Origin of the sequence: Micromonospora sp. DT47, from assembly GCF_049844475.1 — a bacterium.
Taxonomy (GTDB): Bacteria; Actinomycetota; Actinomycetes; order Mycobacteriales; family Micromonosporaceae; genus Micromonospora.
This window is the reverse complement of the sequence record NZ_JBNCLC010000004.1, coordinates 365,074-385,266: the sequence shown is the minus strand read 5'-3', so window position 1 is coordinate 385,266 and position 20,193 is coordinate 365,074. Positions and strand designations below refer to the sequence as shown.

The 20,193-nt window shown below is 74.3% G+C and carries 24 protein-coding genes; 15 read left to right on the top strand and 9 right to left on the bottom strand.

The genetic code is table 11. From position 1 onward, the window contains the following. Positions 1–8 precede the first annotated feature (8 nt). The 4 genes from ACLQ2U_RS08965 to trxA form a co-directional block, all read right to left on the bottom strand. Positions 9–761, bottom strand: coding sequence for a hypothetical protein (locus ACLQ2U_RS08965; RefSeq protein ID WP_425750076.1), 753 nt, complete (start codon positions 759–761; stop codon positions 9–11). Between the two features lie 143 nt (positions 762–904). Further along, positions 905–1,312 carry a CoA-binding protein gene (locus tag ACLQ2U_RS08960; RefSeq protein ID WP_425750075.1) on the bottom strand — a complete coding sequence of 136 codons (408 nt, stop codon included), beginning with the start codon at positions 1,310–1,312 and terminating at the stop codon, positions 905–907. Positions 1,313–1,392: 80 nt separating this feature from the next. Continuing rightward, complete coding sequence (locus ACLQ2U_RS08955) at positions 1,393–3,459, bottom strand: intein-containing Rv2578c family radical SAM protein (protein ID WP_425750147.1); 2,067 nt, start codon at positions 3,457–3,459, stop codon at positions 1,393–1,395. A gap of 88 nt (positions 3,460–3,547) precedes the next feature. Continuing rightward, positions 3,548–3,910, bottom strand: coding sequence for a thioredoxin (trxA, locus tag ACLQ2U_RS08950; RefSeq protein WP_425750074.1), 363 nt, complete (start codon positions 3,908–3,910; stop codon positions 3,548–3,550). 545 nt (positions 3,911–4,455) lie between these two features. On the opposite strand from trxA, the gene ACLQ2U_RS08945 reads away from it, so the two are divergent. From ACLQ2U_RS08945 to ACLQ2U_RS08895, 11 genes are all read left to right on the top strand, one after another. Continuing rightward, the gene (locus tag ACLQ2U_RS08945) at positions 4,456–4,971 is read left to right on the top strand and encodes a MaoC family dehydratase (RefSeq protein ID WP_425750073.1); all 516 of its coding nucleotides are present in this window, start codon (positions 4,456–4,458) and stop codon (positions 4,969–4,971) included. A gap of 78 nt (positions 4,972–5,049) precedes the next feature. Continuing rightward, positions 5,050–5,586 carry a hypothetical protein gene (locus ACLQ2U_RS08940; protein WP_425750072.1) on the top strand — a complete coding sequence of 179 codons (537 nt, stop codon included), beginning with the start codon at positions 5,050–5,052 and terminating at the stop codon, positions 5,584–5,586. A gap of 61 nt (positions 5,587–5,647) precedes the next feature. Beyond that, the gene (locus ACLQ2U_RS08935; protein ID WP_425750071.1) at positions 5,648–6,271 is read left to right on the top strand and encodes a TrmH family RNA methyltransferase; all 624 of its coding nucleotides are present in this window, start codon (positions 5,648–5,650) and stop codon (positions 6,269–6,271) included. 74 nt (positions 6,272–6,345) lie between these two features. Next, positions 6,346–7,041, top strand: a complete 696-nt coding sequence (locus ACLQ2U_RS08930; RefSeq protein WP_425750070.1) for a DUF6758 family protein — start codon at positions 6,346–6,348, stop codon at positions 7,039–7,041. A gap of 125 nt (positions 7,042–7,166) precedes the next feature. Next, on the top strand, positions 7,167–7,325 hold the full coding sequence (locus ACLQ2U_RS08925; protein ID WP_007455302.1) for a hypothetical protein: 159 nt from the start codon (positions 7,167–7,169) through the stop codon (positions 7,323–7,325). Positions 7,326–7,331: 6 nt separating this feature from the next. Then, positions 7,332–8,213 carry a PH domain-containing protein gene (locus ACLQ2U_RS08920; protein WP_425750069.1) on the top strand — a complete coding sequence of 294 codons (882 nt, stop codon included), beginning with the start codon at positions 7,332–7,334 and terminating at the stop codon, positions 8,211–8,213. A gap of 101 nt (positions 8,214–8,314) precedes the next feature. Beyond that, positions 8,315–9,106: a SigE family RNA polymerase sigma factor gene (locus tag ACLQ2U_RS08915; RefSeq protein ID WP_425750068.1), complete on the top strand. Its 792-nt coding sequence runs from the start codon at positions 8,315–8,317 to the stop codon at positions 9,104–9,106. Continuing rightward, positions 9,103–10,344, top strand: coding sequence for a hypothetical protein (locus ACLQ2U_RS08910; RefSeq protein WP_425750067.1), 1,242 nt, complete (start codon positions 9,103–9,105; stop codon positions 10,342–10,344). Before ACLQ2U_RS08915 ends, ACLQ2U_RS08910 begins: the two co-directional genes overlap by 4 nt. 48 nt (positions 10,345–10,392) lie before the next feature. Continuing rightward, entirely contained in the window at positions 10,393–11,253 is an 861-nt protein-coding gene (locus ACLQ2U_RS08905; RefSeq protein WP_425750066.1) for a PHP domain-containing protein, read from the top strand. A gap of 40 nt (positions 11,254–11,293) precedes the next feature. Beyond that, positions 11,294–11,908, top strand: a complete 615-nt coding sequence (locus tag ACLQ2U_RS08900; protein WP_425750065.1) for a MarC family protein — start codon at positions 11,294–11,296, stop codon at positions 11,906–11,908. 112 nt (positions 11,909–12,020) lie between these two features. Then, entirely contained in the window at positions 12,021–12,857 is an 837-nt protein-coding gene (locus ACLQ2U_RS08895) for a RecB family exonuclease (RefSeq protein WP_425750146.1), read from the top strand. Positions 12,858–12,946: 89 nt separating this feature from the next. Here ACLQ2U_RS08895 and ACLQ2U_RS08890 read toward each other — a convergent pair whose 3' ends face one another. Further along, a complete protein-coding gene (locus ACLQ2U_RS08890; protein WP_425750064.1) occupies positions 12,947–13,804 on the bottom strand; it encodes an oxygenase MpaB family protein in 858 nt (285 codons plus the stop codon). A 47-nt stretch (positions 13,805–13,851) separates the two neighbouring features. Continuing rightward, positions 13,852–14,280 carry a Fur family transcriptional regulator gene (locus ACLQ2U_RS08885; protein WP_425750063.1) on the bottom strand — a complete coding sequence of 143 codons (429 nt, stop codon included), beginning with the start codon at positions 14,278–14,280 and terminating at the stop codon, positions 13,852–13,854. A gap of 186 nt (positions 14,281–14,466) precedes the next feature. On the opposite strand from ACLQ2U_RS08885, the gene ACLQ2U_RS08880 reads away from it, so the two are divergent. Then, entirely contained in the window at positions 14,467–14,949 is a 483-nt protein-coding gene (locus ACLQ2U_RS08880; protein WP_425750062.1) for a DUF2231 domain-containing protein, read from the top strand. A gap of 58 nt (positions 14,950–15,007) precedes the next feature. Here ACLQ2U_RS08880 and ACLQ2U_RS08875 read toward each other — a convergent pair whose 3' ends face one another. After that, the gene (locus ACLQ2U_RS08875) at positions 15,008–15,535 is read right to left on the bottom strand and encodes a hypothetical protein (protein WP_425750061.1); all 528 of its coding nucleotides are present in this window, start codon (positions 15,533–15,535) and stop codon (positions 15,008–15,010) included. 152 nt (positions 15,536–15,687) lie between these two features. On the opposite strand from ACLQ2U_RS08875, the gene ACLQ2U_RS08870 reads away from it, so the two are divergent. Continuing rightward, positions 15,688–15,870, top strand: a complete 183-nt coding sequence (locus ACLQ2U_RS08870) for a hypothetical protein (protein WP_425750060.1) — start codon at positions 15,688–15,690, stop codon at positions 15,868–15,870. Between the two features lie 24 nt (positions 15,871–15,894). On the opposite strand, the gene ACLQ2U_RS08865 is transcribed toward ACLQ2U_RS08870, so the two are convergent. Next, positions 15,895–16,476 carry a flagellar biosynthesis protein FlgA gene (locus ACLQ2U_RS08865; RefSeq protein ID WP_425750059.1) on the bottom strand — a complete coding sequence of 194 codons (582 nt, stop codon included), beginning with the start codon at positions 16,474–16,476 and terminating at the stop codon, positions 15,895–15,897. Positions 16,477–16,764: 288 nt separating this feature from the next. On the opposite strand from ACLQ2U_RS08865, the gene ACLQ2U_RS08860 reads away from it, so the two are divergent. After that, positions 16,765–16,998, top strand: coding sequence for a hypothetical protein (locus ACLQ2U_RS08860; protein ID WP_425750153.1), 234 nt, complete (start codon positions 16,765–16,767; stop codon positions 16,996–16,998). Between the two features lie 216 nt (positions 16,999–17,214). On the opposite strand, the gene ACLQ2U_RS08855 is transcribed toward ACLQ2U_RS08860, so the two are convergent. Continuing rightward, positions 17,215–17,880, bottom strand: a complete 666-nt coding sequence (locus tag ACLQ2U_RS08855) for a 5-formyltetrahydrofolate cyclo-ligase (RefSeq protein ID WP_425750058.1) — start codon at positions 17,878–17,880, stop codon at positions 17,215–17,217. Between the two features lie 84 nt (positions 17,881–17,964). On the opposite strand from ACLQ2U_RS08855, the gene ACLQ2U_RS08850 reads away from it, so the two are divergent. Beyond that, complete coding sequence (locus ACLQ2U_RS08850; protein ID WP_425750057.1) at positions 17,965–20,187, top strand: diguanylate cyclase; 2,223 nt, start codon at positions 17,965–17,967, stop codon at positions 20,185–20,187. Positions 20,188–20,193: the final 6 nt, after the last annotated feature.

The following is a 20,193-nucleotide window of genomic DNA, read 5'->3' as shown; positions in this document are numbered from 1 at the left end:
TGCGCCGGTCACCCGCCGGCTGGCTCCACGGTCGGCTCCGGTGCGGTGACCGGCAATCCCACCGCCAGCACCTCCGGCCGCGACCGGTAGTGCTCGATCGCGGCCACCAGCCGCGCCTCCGGCACGGCCGTGTCCCGACCGCCGACCACCGGCGCCGGCTCCAGCGACAACCACTTCACCGGCCGCAGCCGTACCCCGTTGATCCGGCCGTCCTGCCGGTGCGGGGTGACCCGGTCGATGTTCGTCCAGTCGTGCCGCCGGCGGCCGTGCCGGATCCCGCTCGCGGTGAGCGCCACGCGGCCGGTGAACCGCAGTTCGTCGTAGACGATCCGACCCGTGCCGGCGGCGATGCCCACCGTGAGCACCACCCGCGCGATGCGGGCCCACTGCGGGTCGTCGGGGAGCGTGGCGATCACGCCCACCCCGATCGCCGTCATCCATACCAGGTCCGCCACCAGGTCCACCCAGCCGGCGAGCGACCGCCGGGCCACCAGGCCGGGCTCCACCCCGTCCCGACCGGCGATCCGCACGTTCCACACCAGGCGGGCGTCGCGCCGCGGCCACCACCGCTTCGACAGCAGGTGGGCCCCGATGATCAGCCAGACGGCGCAGCTGATGCTGTCGTAGTCGAGCCGGGGCAGCCGCAGCAGCGTGGCCGCCACCAGGGCCGTCACCGCCGTGGCGGTCGCGAGGGAGAGCAGCCGCCGCGACCAGAGCCCGTCACCGAGCGAGGGGACGCGGACCGACCGCAGCAGAGGCATGGGCGCAGGGTACGGCGTGGCCTCCAACGATCTCGGGCAGGCATCTCGTCGGCCGCCGCTGACGCGGCACGGTCGACGTCGGCTTTCCGGCCGCTATGAACCTGATGTCGTCGACGGATCGCCGACCCCCGGCGCTGCTGCCGTCAGGGGAGGCGGGTGAGGTTGCCGGCAGCGCGTTCCACGATCAGGCAGCGGTCCTCGACGTAGTCCATGCCGGCCTCCTCGGCGATCTGCCGGGCCTCGGCGGAGACGATGCCCAGTTGCAGCCAGACCGCCGGCGCGCCGATCGCCGCCGCGTCCCGGACCACCTGCACCGCGTCCCGCGCGGGCCGGAAGACGTCGACCAGGTCGACCGGGTGCGGGATGTCGGCCAGCGAGGGGTACGCCTTCTCGCCGAAGAGCTCGTCCACTGTCGGGTTGACCGGGATGATCCGCCAGCCGTACCGCTGCATCTGGAACGGCACGCTGTGGGCGGCCTTGCGCGGGTCGCGGGACGCGCCCACGACGGCGATCACGGCCGAGTCGGCGAGGATCTGCTGAACGGTACGCACCGGCCGACTCTAACCCCGCCGCTCAGCCGCCGTCGGCCAGCGCCCGACACAGCCGGGGCCGGCAGGGTAGACCGGACCCGCTAGAGCAGCGAGAGCTGCTCGGCGGCCGGTGGGGGCGGTGGGTCCGGCAGCCGCCGGTTGTCGCCGCGCTCGCCGCGGTGCAGGCCGTGCCGGCGGGCCGCGATCCGCACCCGCGCGGTCAGCTCCCGCTGGTACGCCTGCGGCGCGTACGCGCCGGAGCGGTAGAGCTCGCGGTAGCGGGGGACCAGGTGCGGGAAGTCCCGGGCCAGCCAGTGCGCGTACCACGCGCGGGCGCCGGGACGCAGGTGCAGCGCCATCGGCGTCACGCTGACCGCTCCGGCGGCGGCGACCGCCGCCACGGTCGCCTCGATCGACTCGTCACCGTCGCTGAGGCCCGGCAGGATCGGTGCCATCAGCACGCCGACCTCGAAGCCGGCGTCGGTCAGCTGCCGGACCGCGTCGAGCCGCCGCCGCGGGCTCGGCGTGCCCGGCTCGACCGCCCGCCACAGCGCCTCGTCGACGAACCCCACCGAGTACGACACGCCGACCCGGGTCACCTCGGCGGCCTGCCTCAGCAGCGGCAGGTCCCGCAGGATCAGGGTGCCCTTGGTCAGGATGGAGAACGGGTTGGCGAAGTCGCGCAGTGCCTCGATGATCGGTGGCATCAGCCGGTAGCGGCCCTCGGCCCGCTGGTAGCAGTCCACGTTGGTGCCCATCGCGACGTGCGCGCCGCGCCAGCGGGGAGCGGCCAGCTCACGACGGACCAGCTCGCCGGCGTTGACCTTGACGATCACCTTCCGGTCGAAGTCGGATCCCGCGTCGAGGTCAAGATAGGTGTGGGTGTTGCGGGCAAAGCAGTTGTGGCTCACCACGCCGTTGGCGATGAAGTCGCCGGTGCCCGTGGTGATGTCCCACAGCGGCAGCTCCAGCCCGAGGGGCTCGATGGCGGTCACCCGAAGCGCCGCCTGGCACTTCAACGCCGCTCCCTCGATGGAGCGCTTCCGGGTGATGGCCGGGTCGGTGAGGTGGAAGAACCGCAGGCGCTCGGGAAGCCCGCCGGTCAGACGGATCTGTCGTACCCGGTTCGGCCGGCCGGGACCCTCCAACACGCTACGGAAGCCGAAGAGGTCGAGGGCCTCGGAGATGTGGTCCAGGATCGCGTCGTCGGCGAGGCAGATCCGGAAGACGCCCTGGCTGCAACTTCCCTCGGCGTCAAAGATCCCGGCGAGGAAGCCCAACCGCCAGTCGTCGCCGGGCTCGTCGGGCCAGTCGACCAGGGATGTGATGGCTTCGATGTCCCGCTGCCGGGAAGTGCGGATCGCCGACATGGCTCGTCGGGTGGCGCTCGCCGCCGCGAACGAGAAGCGGCTGGTTGCCACGCCGAAGTCGGAGAGGAATCGTGCGCTGCGCTGCAGCGCCTCCTCGTCGGTGAGCGCGAGACGGAACCTGTGTACCACCCTTCGGGGATAGCGGTAGGTGCCGAGCTTCGCGTTGCCACGGATCATCCCGCAGAGATAGCCCCGCCGGTAGTCGGTCGAGTCCTTGGGGCCGGACGCGAAACGGCCGGTGCCGATCAGGCGGTTGTCGGTGGTCAGGTAGGGGCGTTGACCGATGCCCTGCATCGTGCCCGTGACGTACTTCCAGCCCCGCTCGGACAGGAACCGGTGGTCGCCACTGGCCACGAGCGTCGTGCCGTCCTCAAGGGTGACCCGGTAGGCGGGCTTGGTGGTCGACCACTTGTCGAGGACCGTGGTGACCACGTAACGGCGGTATGCGCCCCGCCGCTCGGTCCCGTAGATCCGATCGCCGGGCTCCAGCTCGCTGATCTGCTTCGTCCGCCCGTCCGCCATCAGGATCGGGGTGTCACCGGCCACGCAGTACACACACGCATGGCTGCAGCCACGGTACGGGTTGATGGTCCACTCGAAGGGAACACGGGACTCGCCGGACACCCGGTTGATGATCGATTTGGCCCGCACCTCGTAGAACGTCATCCCGGCGAAGCCGGGGGTGTCGAAGGTGCGGGCGATCGCGCCGGGCAGCGCCAGCGGCAGGGGTGGCGTCGCTGGCGCTGACCCGTCGGGATGCCCCTCGTCCGGGGGAGCGGAGAGGTTCTCCCAGCGCATGGTCCTCATTCGAACATGCGTACGAGAAGAGTGCAAGCGGACACGACGATGGCCGGGCCCCTCTGGGTCCGGCCATCCTCGGCGGTGCTCAGTGCTTGTGTTCGGCCAGCTGCTTGCGGACGTCCGCCATGTCGAGCGCCTGAACCTGCTCGATCAGGTTCTCCAGGGCCGACTCGGGCAGCGCGCCCGGCTGGGCGAAGACGATCACGCCGTCCCGTACCGCCATGATCGTCGGGATGGACCGGATGTCGAACTTCGCGCCGAGCTCCTGCTGGGCCTCGGTGTCGACCTTGCCGAAGACGATCTCCGGGTGTTTCTCCGAGGAGCGCTCGTAGACCGGGGCGAACCGCTTGCACGGACCGCACCACTCGGCCCAGAAGTCGACCAGCACGATGCCGTCGCGCTCGGTTACCTCGTCGAAGTTGGCCGTGGTCAGCTCAACCGTTGCCATTGCTCTCTCCGATCAGCGCGGATTGCTCTCGTCCCATGGAACCAGGGCGGGTGCTGCCGAATTCCCGGGCCGGTCCCACCGAAACCGGGCCTGGCCTGCCGGATCGGGATCATGCCGATCGAGCGGAATCTGTCGGTCTCGCCCTGTGGACCGCAAGTGCACGACGCATTTGCGTGACCAGCCGTGATGGGAGCGTTTCCAAGGAGATCGCCGCGATGGTGCGCTACGAATCGGTAACTTCAGCCTTGACAAGCGGGTATCCCACCTGCAGAGATCGCCGATCGCCCGACTTGTCATCACCCAAAGTGACGTTACAAAAAGGTAACTGTGACGCCCGTCTCTGTCCGTCCCTCGCTGGCTACGGCAGAATCTTCCACATCAGAGCGTGGGCGGCGGGTGCCGGGGAGGGCCCCGCCGCTCATTGCGTCTCCCCCCGGATGTGGCCGGTGTGACATTTCCTCACCACCCGCGCCCCCGTCGTCGCCTTAACAATCGGTAAGGCATGCTGTGCCGAACTCCATTGCCGCCCGTCGAAGGGGACAAGGATGCAGTTCGGCCGCTACTACGAGGAGTTCGAGGTCGGCGCGGTCTACCGGCACTGGCCGGGCAAGACGGTCACCGAGTACGACGACCACCTCTTCTGCCTGCTCACCATGAACCACCACCCGTTGCACATGGACGCGCACTACGCCGAGTCGGCGAGCCAGTTCAAGCGCAACGTCGTGGTCGGCAACTACATCTACTCGCTGCTCCTCGGCATGTCGGTGCCGGATGTCAGTGGCAAGGCGATCGCCAACCTGGAGATCGAGTCGCTGCGGCACGTCGCGCCGACCTTCCACGGCGACACCATCTACGGCGAGACCACCGTCCTGGACAAGCGCGAGTCCGGGTCGAAGCCGGACCGCGGCGTGGTCGCGGTGGAGACCCGCGGCTACAACCAGGACGGCGTCATGGTCTGCGTCTTCCGCCGCAAGGTGATGGTCCCCAAGCGGGAGTACGCCGCGGCGGCGGTGCCCGATGGCGTCGACCCGGAGCGGCCCAGCTTCCCCGAGCCCCGCTGACCCGACCGGTACGGACGGAAACCGGCCCCGCCCCGCCCGGTATCGGTGGGACGGGGCCCTTTCCGTGCTCCGCGTCATATGCTGGCGCCGGAGGTCCCCATGAGCCACTCCCTCGCCGGAGAGCCGCCCTCTGCCGGACGTCGTGCCGCACCGTTGACCACCGCCGTCTACTCCGCCGCCGAGTGGGACCTGCTCACCACCCTGCCCGGCCGGGTGCTGGTGGCCGCCGCGTCGCCCGGACCGGGCCGGCCGCCCCGGGACGTGGCCGCCGGGCTCGCCGGCCTCGACGCCGTGGCCGCCGGCCGGGCCTTCGACAGCGATCTGGTCCGGGCCGTGGTGGCCGCGATCTACGCCCGGCACGACGGCACCTCGACGCCGGTCGACCGGCTGACCGACCTGGTGGACCTCCTGGCCGCCTGCCGGGCCGCGGCGCGCATCCTGGATCGCCGGGCCGACCCGGCGGACTCGGCCGCGTACCGGCAGTGGGTGCAGTCGGTGGCCGCCCGGGTCTGCCGGGCCGGCCCGACCGGTGGGCCGGTGACGATCAGCCTGTCGCCCGCCCCCGCTGACCAGCGGTTCCTGGACCGGCTGGGCGGGGCGCTGGGGCTGCGGTGAGCGGACCGTCGGCGGGGGCCCGGGCGGTGCCGGCCCGGTCGGGCCGTACCCTCTTGTGACCGTGACCGAGGACCAGCTCGACGTGGGTGTCGGCCCGTGGCCCGGCGACCCGCCGGACGACCCGCGGTACGACCCGGAACTGCTCGCCGGGGGCGACCGGCGCAACGTGGTCGACCGCTACCGGTACTGGCGGCGGGAGGCCGTCGTCGCGGACCTGGACCGGCGGCGGCACGACTTCCACGTGGCGATCGAGAACTGGCAGCACGACTTCAACATCGGCACCGTCGTCCGCAACGCCAACGCCTTCCTCGCCGCGGAGGTGCACATCGTCGGCCAGCGCCGGTGGAACCGGCGTGGCGCCATGGTGACCGACCGCTACCAGCACGTCCGGCACCACCCGACCATCGCGGAGTTCGTCGGGTGGGCGGCAGAGCGGGAGCTGCCGGTGGTCGGCATCGACAACCTGCCGGGCTCCCGGCCGCTGGAGACCACCACCCTGCCCCGGCGCTGCGTGCTCCTCTTCGGCCAGGAGGGGCCCGGTCTCTCCGACCCGGCCCGGGCGGCCTGCGACCAGCTTTTCTCGATCGCCCAGTACGGCTCCACCCGGTCGATCAACGCCGGGGTGGCCAGCGGCATCGCCATGCACGCCTGGATCCGGGCGTACGCCGGCCCGCCGCCCGCCTGAGGCCGAACCCACCGTCAGCGGGGGAAACGGCGGCTCCGCTTGACGCGCCGTTGGCGCCGGGCCACGGTGGGGATGTGAGTGTCGTGGTGAGTTGTCCGAGGTGCGCCGGTCCGGTCCGGCTGCCGGACCTGATGCACGCCGAGTCGCGGTGCGCGCGGTGTGGACCGGTCGCGCCCCTGCACGTCCCGGAGCACATCGACGCGGACATCGTGGCGAGCGTGGTCGGCCGGGTCGCCGCCACCGAGGCGTCCGAGCGGCGGACCCTGCCGGTGTGGTGCCCCTGGCCGCTCCCTCCGGGCTGGACGGTCACCGGGGTGGCCTGGGCCGGGGACGACGCCTCCGGCGTCCGGGCCACGGCGGTGGCCTGCGCGGGGCCGGCGCCGCTCGGCGGCGGGCCGGCCGATCTGGTCCTGGTGGCCGAGGAGCCGGGGGTCGGGCTGGGTGCCCGCTTCGCCGGCATGTCCGGGCCGGACCCGGGGCCGGAGCTGGTCGAGGCGTTGACCGCGCCCGCCGCGGGGCAGCCCGAGCACGTCGAGCCGGCCCGGATCCGGGTCGGTGGCCATCCGACTCCACTGTGGTTGGTGAATTCCGCGACGGATCGAAGCGCGTACGCCGGCGAGGCTCGGGGAATGTGGCTCCATGCGATAGCCTGGCCGGCGAGCGCGGGTCACCTCCTCGCGGAAGATGTCGTCCTGCACGACCTCACCGAGTGGACTCCGCCCGAGCTCGTGTACGGCGCACCATCCCCGTACCTGCACGGAAGGGCGTGACACACCCTCCCGGGCCGGTCGGGGCAACGGGCGCAGACGCAGATATTCACTCTACGATACCGTACTGATACTCTGGGTGCCGCTGCGGTACACGGACCCGGCGCCGCGCGAGAGGATGGCCCGCTATGGTCAAGAAGGTCCTCACCTGGGCCGGCATCGCGTTCTTGATCTTCTTCGTCGCGTACCGGCCGAACTCCGCCGCGGACGTCTTCAAGTCGCTCGGCGGCGGCATCATGGACATCGCCCAGGGCTTCGGCGACTTCTTCACCAGCCTCGTCGCCTAGCCGCCGATGGGCAGCCCCTCCGGTCCCCCCTTCGACCCGGACGATCCCGATCGGGAGCGCCGGGAGCGCGACACCGAGCCCATCCCGAGATACCGGCCCGACGACGGGCCCGGCTTCGGCTCCGGCGCGGGTCTCTCCGACGGGCCGTCCCTGTCGGACGATGCCGGCTACGGCGACGGGCCGGCCTACGCCGGTGAGGGGCGCTCCGGGCGGGCCTGGGTGCGTGACCCGGAGGCCGGCTACCAGTCGCCGCAGATCTCCGAGGACGAGCTGGCCGGGCTGCGGGTGGACGCCTCCGGCATGCCGCTCGGCCCGCGCCGGGTGCTGCCGCTGGAGGACGAGCCCAGCTCACTGGTCGCCCGCTACCTCTTCCCCACCGAGCGCTACCGGGGCGAGTGGAAGCGGCACTGGATCCACCTCTTCACCCCGATCGTGGTCGGCATCGCGGCGACCTTCGTCCTCGGCTACCTCTCCGGCTTCCTCGCCGGGCAGGACGTCGGCGCGCTCACCACGGTCGCGGTGCTGCTCTGGTTCGCGGTGATGGGCTGGGTGGCCTGGCGGGTCGCCGACTGGTGGTACGACCGCTTCATCCTGACCAACAAACGGGTCATGGTGGTCAACGGCATCATCACCCGTCGGGTGGCCATGATGCCGCTGGTCCGGGTCACCGACATGAAGTACGAGCAGAGCCCGAGCGGCCGGGCGCTCAACTACGGCACCTTCGTGCTGGAGTCCGCCGGTCAGGAGCAGGCGCTGCGCGAGATCAAGAACCTGCCCAACCCGAACGAGCTCTACCTGCGCGTGGTCGAGGAGATGTACGAGCCGCAGGCGGTCGAGGCGCGGCTGGGCAAGGAGGCGGACGAGGCCAAGGCCGACGACGGCGCGTGAAACTTTTCGTCCGTTCATCGGATGAACAGCGCACCATCTGCCGTCGACCGGACGCCCTCGGCCGTGGCACCCTGCCAGGCAGGACGGGGTGGAGGTGAGCGGTGGGCGACAGGGATCCACTGGAGGAGGAGTTCCGTGAGTTCGTCGCGGCCCGCTCCGGCGCCCTGCTCCGCACCGCGTACCTGCTGGCCGGGGACTGGGCCACCGCCGAGGACCTGCTGCAGACCGCGCTCACCAAGACCTACCTCGCCTGGAAGCGGCTCGGCGGGATCGACGCGATCGAGCCGTACGCCCGGCGGGTAATGGTCAACACGTCGACCAGTTGGTGGCGGCGGCGGTGGCACGGTGAACGGCCGACCGAGGTGCTGCCCGAGCGGGCCGGGGTCGACGAGATCGAGCAGCAGCTCGACCGGGACGCGCTCTGGCGCCACCTGAAGGCGCTGCCCGCGCGGCAACGGGCGGTGCTGGTCCTCCGGTTCTACGAGGACATGTCGGAGGCGCAGACCGCCGCGCTGCTGGAGATCTCGCCGGGCACGGTGAAGAGCCAGTCCTCCCGCGCCCTCGCCACGCTGCGCCGCCGGCTGGGCGGTCAGGCCATGCTCGACCTGCCCGAGGAGCAGGAGGCGGCGCCGACCCGTACCCCCGCTCCGGGCCGGCCCGCGCCGGCCGCGGCGGGCGGCGTGCCCGACGGCGCCGGGCCACGCCGCCGGGCCGGGACCGCCGGCACCCCCAGGACCGCCGGCACCAGTGGCACCACCACAGCCGGGGCCGCCAGGACAGCGGGCGCCGCCACGACCGCCGCCGCGCCGGCCCGGCGACCGGCCGCGCCGGTGGTACGCCCCCGACCGGCCGGCCCGGCGCCGAGCACGGCCGTCCCGGCGGAGAGCCGATGAACTCCACCACGCCGGACAACCGGACCGAGGGTCCCGAGCGTTCATTCGCTGTGACGCAGGACGACCTGGAGCGGGCGCTGCGGGAGACGCTCTCCCGCCGGGTCGCCGTACCCCCGCCGCCGGTCGCCGATCCGGCGGGAGTGGCCATCCGGCGGGCCCGCCGGGCACGGCGCCGGACGGCGCTCGCCGGGCTGGCCCTGGCCGGGGTCGCCACGGCCGGGGTCACCGGTGGGATGGTGCAGCTGGGCGGCCAGGCCGGACGCCCCACCACCCCCACCGTGGTGCTCGGCGACCCGCGCGAGGAGTCCGGCATGTCCGCCTGGCCGGTCGCGCCCACCCCGCCGGCCCGGCCGGCCGACGGCGCGGTGGACCTGATCGTGGGCGGCGCCCTGATCACCGAGGGGAAACGCTACGAGCTGGGCGTCGACCCGGCCGAGCGGGCCCAGCGGCTACCTGACGACGGCGGCTGGCTGGTGGCGGGCGCGTCCACCGCGGCCGGCCGTACCCTCTGGGTCGTGCCGACCGGCGGCGCCCCGAGGGCGCTGCTCGCCGGCGCCGAGGAGATCGCCCTCGCGTCGGACGGGCGGCAGGTGGCCTGGCGCGACGGCGACCAGCTCTTCGCCGCCGGCGTCGTCGCCAACCAGCTCGTCGCCACGGTCCGGGCGTCCGCCCCGGCCGGCGTGGCGCCGGTCCGGTTCGTCGGCGACCGGGTGCTGGTGCGCTCCGACCCCCGACGCGGCGGGTACGCCCTGTGGCGGCCGTCGCCGGGGACGGCGCCGAACGGCAGCGACCCGGATGTCCTCGACGTCTACGGCGTACGGCCCGACGGTCGGCTCGTCGGCCTGGTCCGCACCGGCGACCCGCGCGGGTCGTGCCCGGCGCTGCTCTCCCCGGACCTGGCCCCGGTCACCACCCGCTGCGGTCCGGCCCTGGCCGCCGACGGGCGGGGCGCGGTCTCCGCGGACGGGCGCTGGCTGCTGGCGAACGGGCGGGCCGGCACGTCGGACGGCGCGCTCCTGGTCGACCTGGGCGGCGCGACGCCGACCGCCTGGCCGGCGGGGCCGCTGATCACCGGCGACGTGGCGTGGACCGGCTCGGCGAGCGCCGCCTACGTCGACCGCGGGGGCGCCCTGGCCCGGCTGCGTCCTGACCGGGTGCTGGCCGGGGAACGCGCCTCCTCGACCCTGGTGGACGTCGGCTCCGGCGGCCGTCCGGTGGTGGTGACCGGGGCGTCCTGACCGGGCGTACCGGCGGGCCGCGCCCGGCCGGCCCGGTAGCGTCGGGCGATGACCCCGCGTCCGGTGATCGACCTGCACACCCACTCCACCGCGAGCGACGGCACGCTCAGCCCGGCCGAGCTGGTCCGGGCCGCCGTCGAGGCCGGGCTGGACGTCGTCGCGATCACCGACCACGACACCACGGCCGGCTGGGACGCCGCGGTCGCCGCGCTGCCGCCTGGCCTGACGCTGGTCCGGGGAGCGGAGATCTCCTGCCGCTGGCACGGGGTGGAGCCGGCGGTGCCGCTGCACCTGCTCGCGTACCTCTTCGACCCGGACCACCCGGACCTCGTCGCCGAGCTGGCCCGGGTGCGGGCGGCCCGGGAGGTACGCGGGGAACGGATCGTGCGGCTGTTGAATGCCGATGGGATCGACATCAGCTGGCCGGAGATCATCTCCGCGGCCGGCGGCGGGACGGTCGGCCGCCCGCACATCGCGGCGGCGATGATCCGGGCCGGTCTGGTCGCCACCACCACCGAGGCGTTCGGGCCGGACTGGCTGGGCGAGCGGTACCGGCTGCCCAAGGAGGACATCGACGTGTTCCGGGCGGTCGCGCTGGTGCGCGCGGCCGGGGGCGTACCGGTGTTCGCCCACCCACGGGCGACCCGGCGGGGACGGATCGTGCCGGACGAGCTGATCGTCGAGCTGGCCGCGGCGGGGCTGGCCGGCCTGGAGGCCGACCACGAGGACCACTCGCCGGCCGAGGCCGCGCACGTCCGCGCGCTCGCCGTCGAGCTGGGCCTGCTGGTCACCGGCTCCTCGGACTTCCACGGCACGCACAAGACCGTCCGGCTGGGCGCCCATACCACCGCCCCCGAGGCGTACGAGCGGATCGTCGCGGCCGGGGTGACACCGGTCGCTTCCGGCTGATCCGCGTTTGGGTTCCTGGCGGCGCGGATACCGTTACCCGGTGGATCTCAAGCTTTTCGGTGAGGTCTTCGTGACCCTGCTGGTGATCACCGACCCGCCGGGCATGATGCCCATCTTCCTCGCCCTGACCGGGCCACTGGCCGCCCGGGACCGCAACCGGGCCGCGTGGCAGGCGGTCGCCCTGGCGCTCGGTGTGATCGTGATCTTCGCGGTGGCCGGTCAGACGCTCCTCGCCTACCTGCACGTGGACCTGCCGGCGCTGCAGGCCGCCGGCGGCCTGCTGCTGGTGCTGGTCGCGCTGGAGCTGCTGACCGGCAAGGCCGACGACCCCAGCCAGCAGGCCACCTCCAACATCGCCCTGGTGCCGCTGGGCACCCCGCTGCTGGCCGGGCCCGGTGCCATCGTGGCCACCATGCTCTTCGTGCAGCAGGCCGACGGGTTCGGCGACTACTCCGCCATCGCCGTCGCGATCGTCGCGGTGATGGTGGCGGTCTGGATCGTGCTGCGCTTCTCCGGCGGGATCGTCAAGATCCTGCGACCCGGTGGCATCGAGGTGCTGACCCGGATCGCCGGTCTGCTGCTGGCCGCGATCGCGGTGCAGCTGATCGCCGACGCGGTGGCCGCCTTCGTCACCCAGTACGTGAACATGGCCTGACTCCTCCCGGCGCGAATCTGTCGTACCGGGGTGGCAGGATCGGACCGTGCGACGATCCGCGGGCGCGCCCCGCCCCCGTGCCGGCCAGCCCGAGCAGCTCGGCTTCGACGGGATGCCGGAGCGGCTGTTCGTCTGCACCCCGAGCAAACTCGGCGCGTACGAGGACTGCCCGCGCCGCTACCGCTACTCCTACGTCGACCGGCCCGCCCCGCCGAAGGGGCCCCCGTGGGCGCACAACTCGCTCGGCGCCAGCGTGCACACCGCTCTGAAGAACTGGTATGCGCTGCCCGCCGAGCGGCGCCGGCCGGAGGCCCTCGCCGGGCTGCTCAAGGGCACCTGGGTGCGCGAGGGCTACCGCGACGACGAGCAGGAGCGGGAGGCCTACCGGCGGGCGCTGGGCTGGCTGGAGGCGTATGTCGAGACGCTGGAGCCGGGGGCGGACCCGCTCGGCGTGGAGCGGGTGGTCGCGGTGAAGACCGCGGTGCTGGCCTTCAACGGCCGGGCCGACCGGATCGACTCCCGCCCCGGCCCGAGCGGGCCAGAGCTGGTCATCGTCGACTACAAGACCGGCAGGACCGGACTGGACGGTGACGACGCCCGTGGCTCGCAGGCGCTCGCGCTCTACGCGTACGCCGCCGAGCGGACTTTCCGCCGGCCGTGCCGCCGGGTCGAGCTGCACCACCTGCCGACCGGGACGGTCGCCGCGCACGACCACACGGAGGAGTCGCTGGCCCGGCAGCTGTCCCGGGCCGAGGACACCGCGCGGGACATCATGGCCGCCGAGCGGGCGGTCGCCGACGGCGCCGACCCGGACGAGGCGTTCCCGACCGTGGCAGGGCCGCGCTGCGGCTGGTGCGACTACCGCCGCAGCTGCCCGACCGGCGCGCAGACGCCGGGGCGGGACCCGTGGGCGGCGATGGACCGCCCGGCCGTGCCGACCAGCGAGTGATCGGCGTTCCCTGACGGCCCGGGTCGCCGGCCTTCGCCGGATGGCCGGCCGGGACGATCCGCGGCGTGGTCGGGGCGGGTTGCCCGGGCTCAGGCGGCGGTCGCGGTGAGACGGGCCGCGCGTTCCTTGGCCGCCTGCTGCATCGGACCCTCCCGCCAGTTGCGAGGCAGCGCCGCCAGGGCGAGGCGCAACGCGCGGACGCTCAGGTCAGCGGAGAGCGCGGTGGTGGGCAGCCCCAGGCCGCCGTACAACCGCAGCGCCCAGGGCGGCAGCAGCCCGAGCGCGGTGCCGGCGACCCCTAGGTACGCCCAGCGGGGCGGCCCGAGATTCAGGCCCACCCGGGCCGGCAGGCTGACCTTCCACGGGAGCGGCGGGGCGGTCAGGAACAGGGCGGTTTCGGCCGCCTCCCTGGTCATCCGCAGCTCGGGGCGGACCGCCCGGTAGTAGTCGGCCACCTCGGCGGCGCTGCCGGGCACGTCGGCCGGGTCCAGCCCGGCCAGCGCGGCGGCCCGCCGCTGCTCGGCGTAGTAGCCGTCCACCTCGGCGTCGGTCAGCGGCAGCCCGGCCCGGCGGGCGGTGCTGACGAACGACTCGACCTCGGTGACGTGCACCCAGCGCAGCAGGTCCGGCTCGTCGACCCGGAACTCCTCGCCGGTGAACGGGTCGGTGGCGCGCATCCGGCCGTGCAGGGCGCGCAGCCGGCGACCGGCGGCCTCCGCCTCGGCGGTTGTCCCGTAGATGACCGTGCCGACGTAGGTGGCGGTGCGGACCAGCCGGCCCCAGGCGTCGGACTTGTACCTGCTGTTCTGCGCCACCCCGGCCATCGCCCGGGGATGCAGCGCCTGGAGGTAGAGCGAGCGCAGGCCGGCGACGATCAGGACCGGTTCGTCGTGCACCTTCCAGGTGACCGAGCCGGGACCGAAGAGGCCGAGGTCGTCGGAGTCCACCGACCAAGAGTGCCACGGGCGCGGCCGGCCGGCCCGCCCGTCCCGGCTCAGTCGTCGGCGGAGCGGCGGGCCTGGCAGGTGGGGCAGAGGCCCCAGAAGGTCACTTCCGCCTCGTCGACCTCGAAGCCGTGGGCGATGTTCGGGTCCAGGCAGGGGGCGCGACCGACGGCGCAGTCGATGTCGGCGATCTCGCCGCAGCCCCGGCAGACCACGTGGTGGTGGTTGTCGCCGGCCCGCGCCTCGTAGCGGGCGGGGCTGCCGGCCGGCTCGATCCGGCGGGCCAGGTCGGCCCGGGAGAGTGCGCCGAGGACGTCGTACACGGCCTGGGTGGAGACCGAGTCGAGGCGTTCGCGGACCCGGCGGGTGATCTCGTCGACCTCCAGGTGGCCCCCGCCGGCCAGGACGCCCAGCACGGCGAGCCGCGGTCGGGTGACCCGCAGGCCCCTCGACCGGAGCAGTTCCTCCCCACTGGACATGAGGCAATGACAGCACGGCGTCACCGGGCCGACAAGCGGACCCGGTGGCAGGTGGCCCCGGACACAGCCCAGGTGGTGCCGGTTGAACCGTCCGGTACCGCGCCGCGTGTACCAGATCGGCGTGTTGCTACACGCTGTCGTCTTACGCTGTTCGTTGCGGAACCGCATCCATGCGCGGAGGTGCCGGTGTTCAAGGAAATCGAAGGCCTGCCGTTCCATCCCCTGATCGTCCATGCCGTCGTGGTGTTCGTTCCGCTGCTGGCGCTGCTGGCCACGGTGTACGCGCTGGCGCCCCGTTGGCGGCCCCGGCTCGACTGGGCGGTCGCCATCCTCGCGGTGGTGGCTCCGATCGCCGCCTTCGTGGCGAAGGAGTCCGGTGAGGCGTTGGAGGAGGCCCTGGCGGCACAGGGCTATCCGCCCGAGCAGCTGGCCAAGATCAATGAGCATGCCGAGCACGGCGAGACGCTGCTCTGGATCACCGTCGGGCTCGGCGTGGCGGCCCTCCTGCTGCTGGCGGTGACCGGCGGTCGGATCCGGCCCGCGTGGCTGCCCTCCTGGGCCGGCTGGCTGCTCACCGGGATCATCGTGGTGCTGGCGCTCTTCGCGCTGATCTACGCCTACCTGACCGGGGACAGTGGCGCGCAACTGGTCTGGGGCAACATCCTCTGACCCGCGGCCCCGCCGCCCGGCTCGGTCGGCCTGCCCGGCCCGCTCTGGCGGGCCGGGCTCAGAAGATCGCCCGGGAGCAGAGCAGGCAGAGCAGGACCAGCAGCACCGCCCCGGCGACCGCGCCGACGCTGTAGGTGAGCCGCTGGGCCCGCTGCTCCGCCGCGTCCATCGCGTCCATGTCCTGCGGGGGCAGGGCGCGCGGCGCCGTGGGCTGCAGGTGCACCGGGGGCCGCCAGCCGGCCGGCGGCGGGGTGGTCGGCGGCGGCCCGGCATAGCCGCCGCCCGGTCGAGGCGCCGCGGGGCCGGGCGCCGGTGCCGGGGGTACGCCGGTCGGAGCCGCCCACGGTGACAGCGACGTCGGCGCGGCCGTCGGCCCGCGCTCGCCGCCGACGGCGGGTCCGGTCGGCGGCGTGCCGCCGGTCCCCAGTGCGGGCGTCGGTGTGCTGCCGGTTCCCGGTGAGGGCGTCGGTGTGCCACCGGTCCCCGGTCCGGGCGTCGGATCGGTGGCCGGGGTGGCCGGCCTGGTGTCCTCAGGCGGCTGTCGCCAGTAGTCGTCCTCCGGGCTGGTACCGCTGGGCGTCGTCACGCCGTCCGACGCTACCAACGCCGCCGGCGCGCGGCCGTCCGACGCGACGATGGTCGATCCGGCCGTCGCCGTGCCGGGTTCGCGCAGGAGTGGCGCCGCCACGTGCAGCGGTGCCGGCGGGGTGGCTCGGGGCTGGGATAGTCTTGCCGCTCGTGAGCACCGAGAACCCGGGCCCGCAGGGCGTGCGCGGCGACGACGACCGCGCTGTCGACCTCAGCGACGACTTCGTGGTGCTGCCCGAGCAGACGGTCGACGACACCGACAACGGCTGGGGCGAGCGCGGCGGCGGCAACGACGACTGGCTGCTCGCCGAGCGCCCCCCGCACTGGGACTGACCACCGCGGTCGGGGTGGGCGAGGTCAGCCGCGGACCACCACGGCGAAGCGGCTCCCCTCCGGCTGGCCGACCGCGCGGTGCGCCTGGTCCGGCCGGAGCGCCAGGTAGAGGGCCGAGGAGCCGTCGCTGGCGTCCCCGCCCACCACGTCGAGCACCAGCGCGCCGGAGGCCAGCAGGCCGGCCTCGGTGGCCGTCCGCCCCGCCGGCACGACCAGCAGGTCGACCCTGGCCCCGGGCCGGAGCACCGCGAGCGCGGCGGGCTCGGCCAGCCGCACCGGTACGCCCACCGCACCGCTCGGCAGCGGCAGCGCCGCCGGCCGCCCCGCACCCGGCGGCCCGGCCCCACCCGGCGGCATGACCACGCCGGACGGCGCGCTTCCGTCCGCCGACCGGCCCGCGGGCGCCGATCCCCGGGTGGCTTCGGGGGACGGGCCGGACGCCGGGATCGCCGACCCGGGACAGCCGGCCGGCGTGTCCAGGACGATCACCGCGAGACCGAGCAGCGCGGCGACCAGCCCCGCCCGCAGCAGCGTGCCGCCGCCCGGCCGGCGGGGCCAGCGCACCGGCCGAAGGGAACGCGCACCGTCCGGGTCACCGGCCGTCATGACACCCACCACCTCCGCCGTCCGCGCCGGGCGCCGTGACCGGTGCCCCCCGGCTCAGCAGGCTAGGTGGGCAGCGACCGCTACGGCGGGCGTCGAGCCGCGCCTGTGGACAACCACCGGGCCTGTGGACAACCGCCGACGAGGGTCCGGATGCGCTATGGGGCGGACGGCGAGGGCCCCGGACGCTGCCGGAGGGGAGCCTTCGACGGGTCGGCGCGTGAAGCCGGGGACGATCCGACCGGCCGGAACGCCGAACGCCCCTGCGGCCACGGGCGGCAGGGGCGTTCGGTGGAGCAGGATCAGGAGGCGGCGGAGCTGCCGGACGAACTGGTGGCTGGGGCCTTGGCGGACCCGCCGTTCGACGAGCCGCCGTTGGACGAGCCGGAGGCGCTGCCGGACGAACCGGACGACGTGCTCGACGACGAGTCGCTCCCGGAGGACGAGCTCTCCGACTTTGCCGCAGGCTTGGCGGACCCGCTGCTGCCGTCGTCCGAGCCCGAGGAGCGGGAGTCGGTGCGGTAGAAGCCGGAGCCCTTGAACACGATGCCGACCGAGTTGAAGACCTTGCGCAGCCGCCCCTCGCACGTGGGGCACTCGGTCAGCGGCTCGTCAGAGAAGGACTGCACCGCCTCGAGCTGGTGGCCGCACGCGGTGCAGGCGTACTGGTAGGTGGGCACGTTCTCCTCCGGATCTGGCACGGCCGATTGGCACTCGTCGTATTCGAGTGCCAATGGTGCGTCATCGGACCCGGGTTCGTCCAGCGGACGTGTGGCGATCGACACCGGGCGCGTCGGAGAGCGTACGCAGGCCGTCCGACGGGGTGACCACCGCGCGGACCGGACAGTCGTGCGGCTCGGCGGGGAGCGCCTCCACCAGCTCACCGTCGTGCAGCAGCGCCACGGTGAGCGCTGACGCCGGGACCCGGGCCAGAGCCCGGTCGTACGAGCCGCCGCCCCGGCCCAGCCGCCGCCCGAGCCGGTCCACCGCCAGCGCCGGCACCACCAGCAGCTCCGCCCCGGCGACCGCCTCCCGGCCCCGTCGAGGCCCGTCCGGCTCGCGCAGCCCGCGCCCCGCCGCCACCAGCGAGCCCGGCCCGGCGTACCCGGCCCAGTCCAGGTCCAGGTCGTCGCGGAGCACCGGGAGCAGCAGCTCGGCCCCGGCGGGCAGCGCCGCGCGGAGCACCTCGGGCAGCTCCGGGCCGCCCGGCTCCGAGCCGACCGGCACGTACGCCGTCATCCGGAGCGGACGCAGCCGGCGTACCAGATCGGCCAGCTCGGCCTGGACGCGCGCCGCGGCGGCGGCCCGGCGCGGCCCGGTCAGCGCCCGACGGCGGGCGAGCAGCGCGACCCGCGCCTCGCGTTTCGCCTCATGCGTCACTTCCGCTCCATCAGAAAAATCCGGCACGCAACACTCCTGACGCAACGCTTGTCTCCCGGTAGCTCTGTGTCAGCATCGCAGGAACGGGCGCGGAACTCCCAGGGGGAAGCGTTGACGCTACGCGGGCGGTTGACGGCAGCCTTCCTCGCGGTGGTGCTCGGCCCGGTGCTGCTCGGGGCGGTCTTCGTCGGCACCACCCTGGCGGCGGTCGACCGCAGCCGCTCCACCGAACGGCTCGGGCTGGCCGCCTCCGCCGTGCGCACCTCCGTTGACGCGCTCTGCCAGCAGCTGCGGGCCGCCGCCGACGCGGTCGCGCTGCGCACCGACGCGGCCGCCCGGGCCGCCGCGGCCGGCCAGGTGGTCAGCCGGGGGCTCGCCGCGGCCGTGCTGGTCACCGACGTGACCGGCGTGACCACGTACGCCACCCCCGGCGCGCCGCCCACACCCTGGCAGGACTGTTCGGCGGGCCGTTCCGCCGACGGCCCGGTGCGGGCGCTCAGCGCCCGGGTCGACCTGCGGGACCCGGCCGGCGCGGCGCTCGGCACGGTCGTCGCCGCCCAGGTCGTCGACCCGGCGTTCGTGGCCCGGCTGGCCGCCGCCACCGGCGTCGCGGTCACCCTGCTCGACGCCGGTCCCGCCCCCGGCCGGGTCACCCACACCACCGAGTCCAGGCAGGTACGCGAGGCGGTGCTGGCCGCCGCCGGCACGGCCGACGGCGGCCGGGTCACCGAGACCCCCGACGGCCGGTACGTGCGGCGGCTCGACCCGACCTCCGGGCAGCCGCTGCCGCTGGTCCTCTCCGTCCCCGGCGAACGACCGCCCGGGCTGCCCGCGGTGCTGCTCGGCGCGGTGCTGCTCGCCGCGGTGCTGGCCGTGCTGGCCGCCTGGCGGCTGGCCCGGGTCACCACCCGGCCGTTGGTCGAGCTGGCCGCCGCGGTGGACCGGGTCGCCCGGGGGGACCTGACCGCCCGGGTGCCGGTCCGCAGCCGGGACGAGATCGGCCGGCTGGCCGGGGCGTTCAACCGGATGACCCGGGAGACCGCCAGCTACGTGACCGCGCTGACCAGCAGCCGCGACCAGCTCCGGGGCCATCTCGCGGTGCTCGGCGACACCCTGGCCTCCACCCACGACCTGCAACGCATCCTGCGGGTGATCCTGCACAGCGCCATCGCGGCGACCGGGGCCCGGGCCGGCGCGGTGCTGCTGCTCGACCCGACCGGGATGCTGGTCGGGCAGTGCGCCGAGGGACTCGACGGGCGCTGGCCGGCCGGGTGGGCGCCGGACGCCCTGCGGGTGCCGGTCGGTGCCGGGGTGGTCGGGGCGGTGGCGGCCACCGGGGAGCCGCGACGCGGCCGGGTCGACCCCGGCGCCCCGTCCGACGGCGAGCCGACCGCCCCGCCGGACGGCGAACCGCCCTGCGAGTCGTACATCGCGGTGCCCTTCACCGCGCCCGGCGGTGCGGCCGGCGGCGACCCGGCCGGCCGTGACCCGGCCGGCCGTGACCCGGCGGTCGGGGTGCTGGCCCTCTACGACCGGCTGGGCGCCGACGAGTTCGACGACGACGACCTGGTCACCCTGCGCACCTTCGCCGGGCACGCGGCGGTGGCGGTGGAGAACGTCCGGGTGCACGAGGAGGCCCAGCGGCTGTCGTTGACCGACCCGCTCACCGGCCTGTGGAACTACCGCTACCTCCGCGAATCGTTGCGCCGCGAGGTGGAACGGGCCAACCGGTTCGGCCGGATGCTCAGCATCCTCGCCCTCGACCTGGACCGCTTCAAGAACGTCAACGACACGTACGGCCACACGGCCGGCGACGCGGTGCTCGCCGAGTTCGCCCGCCGGGTACGCGGCGAGATCCGCGAGGTCGACCTCGCCTTCCGGCAGGGCGGCGAGGAGTTCGTGGTGCTGCTGCCGGAGACCGACGCCCGGGGCGCGGCGATCGTCGCCGAGCGGCTCGGCGCGGCGGTCCGGGACACGCCGATCACGGTGGACGGGCACGCCGAGGGGCTGGTGGCGGTCCCGGTGACCGTCTCCATCGGCATCGCCGTCTACCCCGACCACGCCAGCAGCGGCCAGGAGGTGCTGGACGCGGCGGACGAGGCGCTGTACGCGGCCAAGGCCGCCGGACGCGACGGGTACCGGGTGACCGGGGAGCGGACCGCGCCGGTGGTGGAGGAGATCGCCGTACCGGCCGGGGTGGCCGGCCCGGACGACGGGCTGCCGCGCGGCGGGCCGGCGGCCGAGCGATCCAGCGGCGGGCACGCCGCCGGTGTGACGCAGCCGGGCGGCGCGTCTTCCGGTCCTCACCCGCCACGGCAGAGCCGTGGCCGATAGTCTCGC

What these genes read in the sequence shown, in the direction of transcription:
- ACLQ2U_RS08910 (WP_425750067.1), top strand. Translation starts at nt 9,103, where the DNA reads ATGAACTCCACCACGCCGGACAACCGGACCGAGGGTCCCGAGCGTTCA.
- ACLQ2U_RS08940 (WP_425750072.1), top strand. Translation starts at nt 5,050, where the DNA reads ATGCTGGCGCCGGAGGTCCCCATGAGCCACTCCCTCGCCGGAGAGCCG.
- ACLQ2U_RS08885 (WP_425750063.1), bottom strand. Translation starts at nt 14,280, where the DNA reads ATGTCCAGTGGGGAGGAACTGCTCCGGTCGAGGGGCCTGCGGGTCACC.
- ACLQ2U_RS08925 (WP_007455302.1), top strand. Translation starts at nt 7,167, where the DNA reads ATGGTCAAGAAGGTCCTCACCTGGGCCGGCATCGCGTTCTTGATCTTC.
- ACLQ2U_RS08865 (WP_425750059.1), bottom strand. Translation starts at nt 16,476, where the DNA reads ATGACGGCCGGTGACCCGGACGGTGCGCGTTCCCTTCGGCCGGTGCGC.
- ACLQ2U_RS08945 (WP_425750073.1), top strand. Translation starts at nt 4,456, where the DNA reads ATGCAGTTCGGCCGCTACTACGAGGAGTTCGAGGTCGGCGCGGTCTAC.
- ACLQ2U_RS08955 (WP_425750147.1), bottom strand. Translation starts at nt 3,459, where the DNA reads ATGCGCTGGGAGAACCTCTCCGCTCCCCCGGACGAGGGGCATCCCGAC.
- ACLQ2U_RS08920 (WP_425750069.1), top strand. Translation starts at nt 7,332, where the DNA reads ATGGGCAGCCCCTCCGGTCCCCCCTTCGACCCGGACGATCCCGATCGG.
- ACLQ2U_RS08895 (WP_425750146.1), top strand. Translation starts at nt 12,021, where the DNA reads ATGCCGGAGCGGCTGTTCGTCTGCACCCCGAGCAAACTCGGCGCGTAC.
- trxA (WP_425750074.1), bottom strand. Translation starts at nt 3,910, where the DNA reads ATGGCAACGGTTGAGCTGACCACGGCCAACTTCGACGAGGTAACCGAG.
- ACLQ2U_RS08965 (WP_425750076.1), bottom strand. Translation starts at nt 761, where the DNA reads ATGCCTCTGCTGCGGTCGGTCCGCGTCCCCTCGCTCGGTGACGGGCTC.
- ACLQ2U_RS08905 (WP_425750066.1), top strand. Translation starts at nt 10,393, where the DNA reads ATGACCCCGCGTCCGGTGATCGACCTGCACACCCACTCCACCGCGAGC.